The organism is Flavobacterium rarum (SeqCode), assembly GCF_965234445.1.
In the GTDB taxonomy this organism is placed as follows: Bacteria; Bacteroidota; Bacteroidia; order Flavobacteriales; family Flavobacteriaceae; genus Flavobacterium; species Flavobacterium rarum.
This window is the reverse complement of record NZ_OZ248490.1, coordinates 385153-397681: the sequence shown is the minus strand read 5'-3', so window position 1 is coordinate 397681 and position 12529 is coordinate 385153. Positions and strand designations below refer to the sequence as shown.

The following is a 12529-nucleotide window of genomic DNA, read 5'->3' as shown; positions in this document are numbered from 1 at the left end:
TGAAAATGTATTTTCAAAAAAAAAGCTGATATCTTTAAATATCAGCTTTTTTTATTTCTTATTTTTTGAAAGTAGCTTTGTAATTCTCATTCACTTTATTCCAATTGACAATATTAAAAAATGCATCAATATAATTTTTCTTTTTATATTGATAATCTAAGAAATACGCGTGTTCCCAAAGATCCATTCCTAAAATGGGTGTGCCGTGAAAACCTACTACAGGTGCGTAGGTCATTAATGGATTATCTTGGTTTTGTGTAGTTGTTATTTGAAGCGTTCCAGTTTTGTCTACAACCAACCATACCCATCCAGATCCAAATTGTTTAGTAGCAGTATCCTTGAAGGCAGTTTTGAAATTGGAAAATGACCCATAATTTTTAATAATGCTACCCGCGAGTGTGTCTTTAGGTTCTCCTCCAGCTTTTGGTCCGATACTAGTGAAATATAAGGTGTGATTATAGTAGCCTCCTGCACTATTTCGAATAATAGGGTCGTTGAGGTCTATTTTCTTTAAGATTTCTTCAATAGTTAAGTTTTCTATAGGAGTTCCCAGAACTGCTTTGTTTAAACTATTGGTATAATATAAATAATTTTTATAATGTGTCTCTAATGTTAAAGCCGATAAGTCAGGATTTAAAGCATCATATTTAAAGGGTAATTTTTCAAATTGAAAAGACCCTTCGTCTGCTTTTAAATCATCCGGGTTTCCTAAAGTTATTTTTTCTTCAACAGTAGGTAAAGGAACTTCCACAACCTCGGTTAATTTTTTTTCATTACAAGAAATCAATAATGAAATAAAAAGTAAATTAGATAATAGAAAAGTATTTTTTTTCATGAGATTATTGCAATTACTTAAATAGAGAATGTATTAATTCAATATACTGTTTTTTGGCTTCATTTTGTGTAAGATGACTTATTTGAATCCAAGCATTTGTTTTGAATGCGTTTCTTAAATCGGAATTTTCGGAGACATTGAATCTTGTTTTGTCAAAAGTAGCATGCTTGTAATACGCATAAAGTCGCAATTGAACATCTTGAGGCAACGATGCTTGAGTCATAAATGAAGCAATTTCAACAGCTTCTTGAAATTTTATGTCTAAATCTTTTTCAATCATTAAGATTTTATTGCAATTATTGTTTTCCCCCCTATTGCTTTTTGATCAAGAACAACATTTATTGGTGTTCCTAATGGTAAAAAAATATCTACTCTTGAACCAAATTTAATAAAACCAGCATCTGTTCCTTGTACAACTTGCATTCCTTCTTGTGCATAGTTTACAATTCTTCTAGCCAAAGCTCCAGCAATTTGACGATACAAAATAGCACCGAAAGTTTTGTTCTCGATTACAATAGTTGTTCTTTCATTTTCTTCGCTAGCTTTTGGATGCCAAGCAACTAGAAATTTACCTGGATGGTATTTGCTGAACTTAACAATTCCGCTTAATGCATAACGAGTTACATGCACATTGATAGGTGACATAAAAATAGATACTTGAATTCTTTTATCCTTAAAAAATTCACCTTCATACACTTCTTCAATTACAACAACTTTTCCATCAACTGGTGCAATAATATGGTTTTCATTTATTTCAACTGTACGCTTTGGATTTCTAAAAAATTGTAAAATGATAATTAGAAGTAACAATGTTACAATTTCAATTGTCATTTTTATCCATTCCGTATGGATAAAATGATCAGATAATAAAAAAACGACAGCTGTAAAAACAGTGCCTAATAAAATACTTTGGGTTCCTTCTTTATGAAACATAATTTAAAATTTGATAAAATAAAAATATTATTGGTGCTACAAAGATAACACTATCTAGTCGATCTAGGATGCCTCCATGACCAGGCATTATGTTCCCACTATCTTTTATTCCTGCTATTCTTTTGAATTTGGATTCTACTAAGTCACCAATTGTTCCGAAAACCCCAACAATTGAGGCTATTATAAACCAAATGAATATATTTTTTTCAGGAAGCATTAAAAAATATTTTGAAATAAAATAACTAGCAATTACTGCAAAAACTATTCCTCCAATAAAACCCTCGATTGTTTTTTTGGGTGAAATTCTTTCAAATAATTTATGTTTGCCAATCGACTTACCAACTAAATAGGCAAAAGTATCATTGGTCCAAATTAACACAAATATGCTAATTAATATTTTGGGATTATAACCCTTAATTCCAAAAGGTATTTTTGTAATAATAATAAATGGTAGAATAATATAGCCAATTAGGTATGCAAATTTAGAAAACGAATCGATTTTTAGATTTTTATCATCATATAAAAAAACAATACACTTCAAAGTAATAATTAGGGTTAAAAATAAAACGCCTAAATCAAATATGTTGTTATAACGTAAAATATAAAAAAGGCCATCGGTTTTAGTAGCAATAGCTATTTTATAAAAAAATAAATAAAATATATTGGCAATTACAATAGGTGCAATTTTATTTAGATGTAGTAAATTACAAAATTCTATTACTGCAATAAGCAGAAAGATACCAAATAGAATGAAAAAACTTTCTATAGAATATTCGATTGAAGCTATTAGTAATAGTATGTAAATAGCGCCAGATATTGACCTTTTTAGTGTTTCATTCATTTTAAAGATCTTCTAGAAGCAATAAATATAGATTTTTGGCAGAACTACCGTATTGTGTAAAATCTTCCTCTTTCGCTTTTTCGAAATATTTTATTGTAGTTATATTGGTTGGGTATTCTTTTAAGTATTTTTTTCGAATTGAACTTAGACCATCACTTTTTCCTTCAACAATCTGACTAGTTTTTGCTAAAACAATAATATTTGTAGGTAAGTCGTTGGGTTTTTTTTGTTTAATTTGGTTGGATGATAATAAGATAGAACCTTCTTCTGCAACTAAACTTTCGCAACCAGATAATAAAAATTTAGGGTCTTTTGAAAGACCATAAATTATTTTGTTTTCATCTAATAAACTGAAAAGATTTGGTTCATAACACAAAGCTTCACTCTCAAACCAATCATTTTCTTCAAGGATGTTCTCAAACTGATCTTTTACTTCTGTTAAATTTTCACAATATAAAAATTTACCTCCATTTTTCTTGAAATTATAGATAAACTGCTCATCCAGGGGGGAATTTATATCTGGATTAAGTTTGTTACTACTACTTCCTTTATCCTCATCGGAAGAAGGATTACTAGTACCAAATAATTTACTAAAAATACTCATATTTCGTTAATCTACATTTTATGTTAGCTGAAAACGTCCAAAGATAAAAAAATCTTAATTCAAAACAGGATTTTGAATTAAGATTTTTAGAATAAATGATTTGTATAGTTTTTATTAGTAGCTAAGTTGCTAATTTTCTGAGTAACTAAGATTTTATAAAAAAACAAAAAAGATAGGTTATGTTTTTTGTCTTCATTTCAAAAGACAAAAAACGGAGTGTTTGATTTTTTTAAGACACTACTTCTCCAAGGTTTTTGTCAAAGGTTCTTTTTCCAAAAATAGCTTCTAAATCGTCTTTGAAAATAACTTCTTTTTCTATCAAAATAGAAGCAAGCTGATTCAACTTGTCTTTGTTCTCTTCAAGAATAGTGATTGCTCTTTGGTATTGACTTTCGATAAGTGAAGATATTTCTTTGTCGATTACTTTTGCCGTTTCTTCAGAATAGGGTTTTGCAAAGCTATATTCACTTTGACCAGAAGAATCATAATAGGTAACATTTCCAATTTTTTCATTCAAACCATAAACGGTAACCATTGCTCGAGCTTGTTTGGTCACTTTTTCTAAATCACTTAGTGCACCCGTTGATATTCTGTCAAAAGTTACTTTTTCGGCAGCTCTTCCACCCATCGTAGCACACATTTCATCAAGCATTTGATCGGTACGTACAATTAAACGTTCTTCTGGTAAATACCAAGCTGCACCAAGGCTTTGTCCACGAGGTACTATTGTTACTTTGATTAAAGGAGCAGCATGTTCAAGCATCCAACTTACAGTTGCATGTCCAGCTTCGTGTATTGCAATAGCTCTTTTTTCTTCAGGGGTAACAATTTTATTCTTCTTTTCTAATCCACCTACAATTCGATCTACAGCATCCAAGAAATCTTGTTTGTCTACAGCTTCTTTATTGTTTCTTGCGGCTATCAATGCGGCTTCATTACATACATTTGCAATATCAGCTCCTGAAAAACCTGGTGTTTGTTTGGCTAGAAATTCAGTATCCAAGCCTTCGATTTTTTTCAATGGAGCAAGGTGTACTAGAAATATTTCGGCTCTTTCACGAATATCTGGTAAGTCAACAAAAATTTGTCTGTCAAAACGCCCAGCACGCATTAATGCTTTATCTAAAACATCGGCTCTGTTGGTTGCTGCCAAAACAATTACATTCGAATTGGTACCAAAACCATCCATCTCTGTCAGCAATTGGTTAAGAGTGTTTTCTCTTTCGTCATTTCCACCCGACATATTACTTTTTCCTCTGGCTCTACCTACAGCATCGATTTCATCAATAAAAATGATAGCTGGAGATTTTTCTTTGGCTTGTTTAAATAAATCACGTACACGTGATGCACCAACACCTACGAACATTTCTACAAAATCGGAACCCGATAATGAGAAGAATGGTACTTGAGCTTCACCAGCAACAGCTTTTGCTAATAACGTCTTTCCAGTTCCAGGAGGTCCTACAAGTAAGGCACCTTTGGGTATTTTTCCGCCAAGGTTGGTGTATTTTTCAGGATTTTTAAGAAATTCTACTATCTCTTGGATTTCTTCTTTTGCACCTTCTAAACCTGCAACATCTTTAAAAGTGGTTTTGATATCGGTTTTTTCATCAAAAAGTTTTGCTTTTGATTTGCCGATATTAAAAATTTGACCACCGCCTCCACCAGCACCACCAGACATTTTACGCATTATAAAAATCCAAACACCAATGATAATTATAATTGGTAAAAGGCTAACTAAAATATCGGTCCAATTGTTTTTTGGTAAGAAATTGAAATCTTTCAATTTTCCTTCAGTTACTGCTTTTTCTAATTTGGTTTGAAAGATTTGATCATTTCCAATATCAAAAGTATAATGAGGTCCTTTGTTTGGTCTATCTAAAACATCTTTGGCTACTTTTTTATTAGCAGGATCTTTTAAAGCATCGGTATTCAAAAATACTTCAGCTTCTGTTTTATTATATACAATCACTTTGTCAATTTGTCCTTTTTCTAAAATTGAATTAAATTTAGATGAAGTTAATTGAGCAGGTTCTTGAAAACTAGATCCACCTGTAGCAAAACTGATGCCTAAAAAAATTAAAAGAATTGCAGTGTAAATTAACCAAGGACTTACTTTAAATTTATTCGAATTTGGATTTTTATCTTTTGCCATTAGAAGTTTATTTCTTTAGTATTTATTTTCGATTTTTGTAATTTTTGCATCACCCCAAAGGCTTTCGATGTTGTAATATTCTCGAATATGCTTTTGAAATACATGAACTACAATATGAACATAATCCATAAGTACCCATTCTGCTACATCAGAACCTTCTACATGCCAAGGTTTGTCTTTTAAATCCTTTGAAACTGTTTTTTGGATTGAATTTACAATAGCATTTACTTGGGTATTTGAGTTCCCGTTACAAACTACAAAATAGTCACAAACTGCCGTGTCTATTTCTCTTAAATCTAAAATATCGATATCACTTCCTTTTACTTCTTCTATCCCTTTAATGATGTTTGCTAATAATGCATCATTGTTTATAGTCTTTTTCGCCATTTAATTTTTTATATATAAGTTTGTAAAGTTACCATTTTTTGTGATTATTTTTGAACCTTAACATAATATTAAATTATGTTTCACAAAAAAACGTATATGAAGCTAATCAAACTCGATGCCATAGATTCAACAAATGATTTTCTAAAAGGGTTATCTAGCAAACAAGACTTACAAAACTATACTGTTGTGTCCGCTGAAAATCAATTAAAAGGCAAAGGTCAAATGGGTACAAAGTGGGATTCTGAATTAGGTAAAAACCTTATAATGAGTGTTTTGATAAAGGATTTCTTAATGGATAATGAATCATTTTTTAATCTAAATATTGCAGTTTCTCTTGCTGTTATTCGTGTATTAGAAAGTTATACTATTCCTGAATTAAGTATAAAATGGCCTAACGACATTATGTCAGCCAATAAGAAAATTGGTGGCATATTGATAGAAAACAGCTTAAAAGGGGACGGAACAATTACTTCGATTGTTGGTTTAGGTTTAAATGTTAATCAAATTCAATATGATAATTTACCAAAAGCTTCTTCTCTGGCACTAATTTGTAGCTCTTTTTTTGATAAAGAAGAAATACTTTTTAAGATTGTTTCAAGAATGGAAGAAATGATTTCTATTTATAAAGAGAATGAAAGTACTTTATGGGAAGAGTATTCTAATAATTTATTTAAGATTGGAATTCCAACTGCCTTTTCGGATGAAAAAGGCATAAATTTTATGGGAATAATAATGGGAGTTTCCTCAGATGGAAAACTTCAAATTCAATTGGAAGATGATTCAATTTGTGAATACAATTTGAAGGAAGTTCAAATGTTGTATTGAAAAATGTTTAATCGGTTAGTCAATTAAATGACTAACCGATTAAACGATTAAACTATAATTTTGTCATATTGTTTGCCAAAGTTTCGATGAATTTTCCAATTGGTCCTTTTATCATCATGGCCATCATTGCATTGAATTCACCTTCAAAATCAAGTTTTACTGCACTTGAATTATCAGAAATAGTTTCAATGTTTGCTACCAAAGTAAAAGGAAGTTTGTCACTTGCAGCACCCAAAACAATTTTGTTTGGAGCTACTTTTTCTTTCATTTTTAATTTAATTTCTGGCATTCCTTTTAATCCAAAAATAAAGGCGTCTTCACCAATTACTTCAAATTTAGCAATATTATCTGGCATTAATTTTTCGAAATTTTTTACATCACTCAACAAATCAAATAAATTTTGACTTGATTTTTCAACCGTAACTTTTGGACTTTCTAAGTTCATTTTTTTATTTTTTTTTATCTAAAATTATAAATCGTTAATCTAAAATTAGATTCCCCAAGTAGATGGGCTTGTATTCCATTCTCTTAAGGTTTCTTCCTCTTTTTCGGTAATATAGCTTTTGGCAACGGCCAAATTCAATAGATTTTGGTAATTGCTTAAAGTATACAAGTCAATATTTGCCTTTTTGAAATTTTGATCCGCTACATCAAATCCATAAGTAAAAATAGCAGCCATCCCTTTTATGACAGCTCCAGCTTCTCTTAAGCCTTCTACGGCAAGTAGACTACTGTTTCCTGTACTTATTAGGTCTTCTATAATTATTACGCTTTGGCCTTTTTGTAAAAAACCTTCTACTTGGTTTTGACGACCATGTTTTTTGGGTTCTGGGCGAACGTAAACAAAAGGCAATCCCATGCTCTCTGCTACTAGCATTCCAATACCAATTGCACCTGTGGCTACACCGGCAATTACATCTGGTTTTCCAAATTGTTTTTCAATGTTTTTAGAAAATTCATCTCGGACATAATTTCTTATGGCTGGAAATGAGAGAATTAATCGATTATCGCAATATATAGGCGATTTCCATCCGGATGCCCATGTAAAAGGATTTCCTGGATTCAATTTAATTGCATTTATTTGCAAAAGCAATTCGGCTGTTTTTTCGGCAGTATCTTTATTAAAAATCATAATACAAATGTATAAAGTTTTTGTTAACGACAAACCACTTTTTTTGACAAATGAAATCTCTAAGGAGACTGATTTTCAACTTTTTCTGCTTGACAGTATTGATATAGAGCAAGTTATAGTCAAAATGTTTCAAAATAAAATTCAAAAAGCCTATCTGTATCACCCTGATGAAAGTGTGATTATGAAAACTTTGAAGGCAAAAATTCCGGTAAATAAAGCTGGAGGAGGTTTGGTTTATAATAAAAATGGAGAGGTTTTATTTATTTTTAGAAATGGAAAATGGGATTTACCCAAAGGCGGAACCGAAAAAGGGGAACTAATAGAAGATACCGCGATGCGTGAAGTGGAAGAAGAAACTGGCGTAAATGGATTAACTGTTGGGAAAAAACTTCAAAAAACGTATCATGTTTTTAAGCGGAATGGAAAATATAAATTAAAAATAACGCATTGGTTTGAAATGCATTCCACTTTTGAAGGTACTCCAGAGGGACAATTGGAAGAAGGAATTGAGAAAGTGGCTTGGTTCAATCCTGTTCAAATAAAAGAAGCTTTAGAAAATTCTTATGAAAATATAAAGCTTTTATTTGAAACAGAATCTGAAAAAGAATAGATTTAAATAACATAAAAAAAAGCTCATTTCTATCGATTTGAGTTTTTTTTCAGTTCATTTTTCTATATACTGGATATTGTAAATGTGCTTTTTCATAATAAATCGAATGTTTGTAAATCCAATCCAATTGTGCCTCACTGTCTTTTGCAAATTTTTGGTCTTCCACAATTTTTGTATCTAATTCAGATTTTAATTTTGGATTTTCTTTTAAAAGCGATACAGCCAAATCTTCAAAAACATATTCAGAATAGCCTTCTTTTTGCTGTAAAATGGTATCGAAAAAGTTCCAATTAAAAAAGGAATCAATCGCTTCTGGTTCTAAAGTTTCCAATAAATATTTCACTGCTTTTTGTTGTGTTGAATATACATAATCGCCTTTAGCGAAAGCCACATTTTCTTTTTTAGAAGTTATTCGAGTATTTCTATGAGGATAATGCCCTTCGTATGCATTGTTTGATGTTTTGTAATCTGCTATTTTGTAGCTTTCAACTTCAATTATGGTATCGTTTTTTAATTGCGTAAAGCTACAATTGTTACTTTTTAATAACTCAATCACATTCCAATACCCTTTTGGAATAATGTATGCGTTTGGGATTGTCACTTCTTTTACTGACTTGTAATCTTTGATATAAGGAATGTTTTTTTGATACGGTTTGGTACGGTCATAAAACAATCGTTGGCCAGTTGTTGCCTCGCTTTTTTTATAAGAAGCTTCAAATCCTGAAAATAAAAATGTCGTAGCCTTAGAACTGTCAATTTTCCATTCAATTGGATACTGTTTTTTGGGCTGGTATTGTTCTTCGTTTTTTAAACGTAATTCTTTTATTTTTTTATAATTGATATCGATAAAATTAATTGTTGAATTCATGTATTCGTAGGTTGCTTTTACTCGTTCATCATATTTTTTGAGCATGTGAGTTTCGACAACAAATCCAATTGTATTGAAGAGGGAAGTGTAACCTGTTGTGTATCTTGGTGTGTCCGAAAATTGCACGAAACCATTATCGGGTGTTTCTTCAAATGCATTCACATAAGGTGTTGTTGGAATGTTTTTTTGCTCCAAATCGTTTACAATAAAAGGCATCATTTCGGTATTCATATAATCTCCCAAAAGGGTTCCTAATTTATTGTGTTGTGTCATGATATACGTCAACTTGTATTGATAATCTGCACCATTACTGACATGGTTGTCAATAAAAACATCGGGATTTATTTTATGAAAAATAGCAACAAAACTTTTAGTATTTCGGGTGTCTGATTTAATCATATCGCGATTCAAATCATAGTTTCTGGCATTTCCTCTAAAACCATATTCTTCTGGGCCCTCTTGATTGGCTCTGGAAGTGGAATTTCTATTCAAGGCTCCTCCAATATTGTAAACAGGAATCGTAACTATAACTGTATTCTTGGGTGTTTTGATATTGCCTAAAGCTAAATCTCGGAATAATAACATTGTTGCATCTATACCATCGGGTTCTCCAGCATGAATTCCGTTATTGACAAATAATACTGCTTTGTTTTTTTTAATTTCATTGAAATTAAATTTTTTTTCTGGGTTGAATGTGACCATGTACAAGAGTTCTCCGCTGTCTGTTGAGCCCATCTTTTCCATTTTTATAGTTGAAAAATCATGCGCCAAAAGTGTGTAATAAGCTATGGTTTCTTGGTAATTAGCCGATTGATTTCCATTGCCTTTTTCGAAAAAAGTATTGTATTTGTTGGTGTTTTGGGCAAAAATTGTAAGAGTACCAAATAGAAAACATAAGCGAATTAATTTCATAACAATAATTTTATAGAAAGGGTTTCAAATGTAATTAATTTTAAATTTAATTATTTGTACCTATTTAGCATGTTAAAAATCCCATACGAATTCCACGAATTCAATATGGAAATTTAGTCTAATTTCACAAAAAAAAGAACAATTTCGCGATATAATTTGTACAAATTTGTGTAATCTGTGTCTATTTTTTTTAAAATTGTAAATTAATTTAGTGTAGCCTGAATAGTTGCAATTATTTTAAATTTAATTTTTGTGTTTTACTTTTTACTGACCACTAAAAAACTGAATACTGAACACTTTTTTTAAACTACCTTTGCAAAATGAATAAGAAACACCATTCCAATAATATATTGCTGAATTTAGGCATTGAAAGTCTAAACGAAATGCAGGAAGTTGCGCAAGATGCCATTTTAAATGATAATAATGTTTTGTTACTTTCTCCAACAGGTTCGGGGAAAACATTAGCATTTTTGTTGCCTATTTTAGAAATGTTACAACCCGAAATTCTATCAGTTCAATGTTTGATTCTAGTTCCGTCGCGCGAACTGGGATTGCAAATTGAGCAAGTTTGGAAAAAAATGGGCACTGATTATAAGGTAAATGTGTGCTACGGCGGACACTCAATTGATACCGAAATTAAGAATTTAAGCAATGCTCCAGCGGTTTTAATAGGGACTCCTGGAAGAATTGCCGACCATATAGATCGAGGAACTTTTCGATTGGATAAAATTCAAACTTTGATTTTGGATGAATTTGATAAATCTTTGCAATTGGGTTTTCACGAGCAAATGTCTTTTATCATTGGAAAACTGAGTAAACTTAATAAGCGTGTATTAGTTTCGGCTACGTCTGATATCGAAATTCCCAAATATACAAGAGTTGTCAATCCTACTATTTTGGATTTTATACCAACTGAAGAAGACAACGAAAGTAACTTGTCAACCAAAATGGTGATTTCTAAAGAAAAAGACAAATTAGGAAGTTTGTTTAGTTTGATTTGTTCTTTAAAATCTCAATCGGCAATTGTTTTCTGCAATCATCGAGATGCTGCAGAACGAATTAGCGATACTTTGTGCGAGAAAGGGATTTATGCTACTTATTATCATGGTGGTATGGATCAAGAGGAACGCGAACGATCGTTAACTCAATTTCGTAATGGAAGTATGAGCTATTTAATTACAACAGATTTGGCTGCCCGTGGACTGGATATTCCTGAAATGAAGCATGTTATTCATTATCATTTGCCTCTGAAGGAAGATGAATTCACTCATAGAAACGGTCGTACAGCTCGTATGCAAGCCTTTGGAACTGCTTATGTAATTGTTCACGAAAGTGAGAAAAAAATGGATTATTTGGATTATGGAATGGAAGTGTTAGCAGTTGATAAAGCAAATACATTGCCAAAACCACCAGAGTTTCAAACCATTTATATTAGTGGTGGAAAGAAAAATAAATTAAATAAAATTGATATTGTTGGTTTCTTTTCTCAAAAAGGTAATCTGGAGAAAGGCGATTTGGGACTAATTGAAGTGAAAGATTTTATTTCTTTTGCAGCTGTAAAATTCAATAAAGTCAAAGATTTGCTTCATGCTATAAAAGAAGAAAAAATGAAAGGTAAGAAGTTTAAAATTGAAATAGCCAGAAAGGTAATTAAGAAAGAGGAGGAGGAGTAGATCTTGGATTGTGTAATTCTGTATTGAAAATATAAATTTTTAAATATCGTTGGGAGTATATAGTACTTCTAGCGATTTTTTTTATTAAATGATCCTTTATGGATAGTATTATGAGCTGTGGTTTTAATTTACAAACAAAAAAAACAATTTAATGTTGATAAAATGTTTTCATCCATAGAGAGTTGTTTTTATTTATTATTAAGTTTGCTAACAAATACTTACCTATAAAGTATAACATTAAATCCCAAATAAATTATGAAAAAAGTTATTACAATTGCTGTTTTATTCATTAGTTTTATTGGCTTTAGCCAAATTAAAGTTGTTGAAACTGTGCCTGTAGAAAAGTTAGGTCGAATTAATAATGATTTTTACGTTCAAAAAATTGGTGATGAATACACCTTTTTTTTTAAAACCATTACCACAGATGAAGATGAGTCTACTTTGAAAAATTTCACATTTAAAAACGTTGATAATGCCTATCAAAGTCTTTATGGAATTATGACAAACGGATTTACAGCCAATACTTTGAATGATATTAAACTGGAATTGCCTAATAATTTTGTTTGGTTGCACTATATTGTTGCTTCAGATAAAACTACAGTTCAGTTTATGGTTACAAGTAAAGCATCTAATTTGACACATGTTTCGGAGTCATTATCTAGAGAACAAGTTGATAAATTATTTCAAAAAAGTTAGGAATACAGTTTTCAGTGATCCGTTTATTAGTATTCAGTGAAGAAATAATCAGGAATCA

General features: G+C 30.9%; 14 protein-coding genes. 4 read left to right on the top strand and 10 right to left on the bottom strand.

All coding sequences use genetic code 11. The features are described 5' to 3' along the window. Positions 1-58: 58 nt before the first annotated feature. The 7 genes from AC8GF4_RS09920 to rsfS form a co-directional block, all read right to left on the bottom strand. On the bottom strand, positions 59-835 hold the full coding sequence (locus AC8GF4_RS09920; RefSeq protein WP_506594327.1) for a superoxide dismutase: 777 nt from the start codon (positions 833-835) through the stop codon (positions 59-61). Between the two features lie 13 nt (positions 836-848). Then, complete coding sequence (locus tag AC8GF4_RS09915; RefSeq protein ID WP_506594326.1) at positions 849-1115, bottom strand: acyl-CoA-binding protein; 267 nt, start codon at positions 1113-1115, stop codon at positions 849-851. Further along, on the bottom strand, positions 1115-1768 hold the full coding sequence (locus tag AC8GF4_RS09910; RefSeq protein ID WP_506594325.1) for a phosphatidylserine decarboxylase family protein: 654 nt from the start codon (positions 1766-1768) through the stop codon (positions 1115-1117). Before AC8GF4_RS09910 ends, AC8GF4_RS09915 begins: the two co-directional genes overlap by 1 nt. Further along, the gene (locus AC8GF4_RS09905) at positions 1758-2609 is read right to left on the bottom strand and encodes a phosphatidate cytidylyltransferase (protein WP_506594324.1); all 852 of its coding nucleotides are present in this window, start codon (positions 2607-2609) and stop codon (positions 1758-1760) included. The genes AC8GF4_RS09910 and AC8GF4_RS09905 overlap by 11 nt, the downstream gene beginning before the upstream one ends. A 1-nt stretch (position 2610) precedes the next feature. Beyond that, on the bottom strand, positions 2611-3213 hold the full coding sequence (locus AC8GF4_RS09900) for an LUD domain-containing protein (protein WP_506594322.1): 603 nt from the start codon (positions 3211-3213) through the stop codon (positions 2611-2613). Positions 3214-3442: 229 nt separating this feature from the next. Then, positions 3443-5368: an ATP-dependent zinc metalloprotease FtsH gene (gene ftsH, locus AC8GF4_RS09895; RefSeq protein ID WP_506594320.1), complete on the bottom strand. Its 1926-nt coding sequence runs from the start codon at positions 5366-5368 to the stop codon at positions 3443-3445. A 15-nt stretch (positions 5369-5383) separates the two neighbouring features. Then, on the bottom strand, positions 5384-5755 hold the full coding sequence (gene rsfS / locus AC8GF4_RS09890) for a ribosome silencing factor (protein ID WP_506594318.1): 372 nt from the start codon (positions 5753-5755) through the stop codon (positions 5384-5386). A gap of 96 nt (positions 5756-5851) precedes the next feature. On the opposite strand from rsfS, the gene AC8GF4_RS09885 reads away from it, so the two are divergent. Further along, positions 5852-6580, top strand: a complete 729-nt coding sequence (locus AC8GF4_RS09885) for a biotin--[acetyl-CoA-carboxylase] ligase (protein WP_506594317.1) — start codon at positions 5852-5854, stop codon at positions 6578-6580. 52 nt (positions 6581-6632) lie between these two features. Here the strand turns inward: AC8GF4_RS09885 and AC8GF4_RS09880 are convergent, their stop codons facing one another. Continuing rightward, complete coding sequence (locus AC8GF4_RS09880; protein ID WP_506594316.1) at positions 6633-7025, bottom strand: SRPBCC family protein; 393 nt, start codon at positions 7023-7025, stop codon at positions 6633-6635. 45 nt (positions 7026-7070) lie between these two features. Then, entirely contained in the window at positions 7071-7712 is a 642-nt protein-coding gene (gene pyrE, locus AC8GF4_RS09875) for an orotate phosphoribosyltransferase (RefSeq protein ID WP_506594315.1), read from the bottom strand. Positions 7713-7719: 7 nt separating this feature from the next. On the opposite strand from pyrE, the gene AC8GF4_RS09870 reads away from it, so the two are divergent. Beyond that, the gene (locus AC8GF4_RS09870) at positions 7720-8322 is read left to right on the top strand and encodes an NUDIX hydrolase (RefSeq protein ID WP_506594314.1); all 603 of its coding nucleotides are present in this window, start codon (positions 7720-7722) and stop codon (positions 8320-8322) included. Between the two features lie 49 nt (positions 8323-8371). On the opposite strand, the gene AC8GF4_RS09865 is transcribed toward AC8GF4_RS09870, so the two are convergent. Then, positions 8372-10102 carry a M14 family metallopeptidase gene (locus AC8GF4_RS09865; RefSeq protein WP_506594313.1) on the bottom strand — a complete coding sequence of 577 codons (1731 nt, stop codon included), beginning with the start codon at positions 10100-10102 and terminating at the stop codon, positions 8372-8374. 320 nt (positions 10103-10422) lie between these two features. Here AC8GF4_RS09865 and AC8GF4_RS09860 point away from each other — a divergent pair, with 320 nt between their 5' ends. After that, positions 10423-11775 carry a DEAD/DEAH box helicase gene (locus AC8GF4_RS09860; protein WP_506594311.1) on the top strand — a complete coding sequence of 451 codons (1353 nt, stop codon included), beginning with the start codon at positions 10423-10425 and terminating at the stop codon, positions 11773-11775. A gap of 255 nt (positions 11776-12030) precedes the next feature. Beyond that, positions 12031-12471 (top strand): hypothetical protein, encoded by a 441-nt coding sequence (locus AC8GF4_RS09855; RefSeq protein WP_506594309.1) that lies wholly within the window; start codon positions 12031-12033, stop codon positions 12469-12471. Positions 12472-12529 lie beyond the last annotated feature (58 nt).

Coding starts and splice junctions, on each gene's coding strand:
- AC8GF4_RS09920 (WP_506594327.1), bottom strand. CDS start 835: ATGAAAAAAAATACTTTTCTATTATCTAATTTACTTTTTATTTCATTA.
- AC8GF4_RS09915 (WP_506594326.1), bottom strand. CDS start 1,115: ATGATTGAAAAAGATTTAGACATAAAATTTCAAGAAGCTGTTGAAATT.
- AC8GF4_RS09910 (WP_506594325.1), bottom strand. CDS start 1,768: ATGTTTCATAAAGAAGGAACCCAAAGTATTTTATTAGGCACTGTTTTT.
- AC8GF4_RS09905 (WP_506594324.1), bottom strand. CDS start 2,609: ATGAATGAAACACTAAAAAGGTCAATATCTGGCGCTATTTACATACTA.
- AC8GF4_RS09900 (WP_506594322.1), bottom strand. CDS start 3,213: ATGAGTATTTTTAGTAAATTATTTGGTACTAGTAATCCTTCTTCCGAT.
- ftsH (WP_506594320.1), bottom strand. CDS start 5,368: ATGGCAAAAGATAAAAATCCAAATTCGAATAAATTTAAAGTAAGTCCT.
- rsfS (WP_506594318.1), bottom strand. CDS start 5,755: ATGGCGAAAAAGACTATAAACAATGATGCATTATTAGCAAACATCATT.
- AC8GF4_RS09885 (WP_506594317.1), top strand. CDS start 5,852: ATGAAGCTAATCAAACTCGATGCCATAGATTCAACAAATGATTTTCTA.
- AC8GF4_RS09880 (WP_506594316.1), bottom strand. CDS start 7,025: ATGAACTTAGAAAGTCCAAAAGTTACGGTTGAAAAATCAAGTCAAAAT.
- pyrE (WP_506594315.1), bottom strand. CDS start 7,712: ATGATTTTTAATAAAGATACTGCCGAAAAAACAGCCGAATTGCTTTTG.
- AC8GF4_RS09870 (WP_506594314.1), top strand. CDS start 7,720: ATGTATAAAGTTTTTGTTAACGACAAACCACTTTTTTTGACAAATGAA.
- AC8GF4_RS09865 (WP_506594313.1), bottom strand. CDS start 10,102: ATGAAATTAATTCGCTTATGTTTTCTATTTGGTACTCTTACAATTTTT.
- AC8GF4_RS09860 (WP_506594311.1), top strand. CDS start 10,423: ATGAATAAGAAACACCATTCCAATAATATATTGCTGAATTTAGGCATT.
- AC8GF4_RS09855 (WP_506594309.1), top strand. CDS start 12,031: ATGAAAAAAGTTATTACAATTGCTGTTTTATTCATTAGTTTTATTGGC.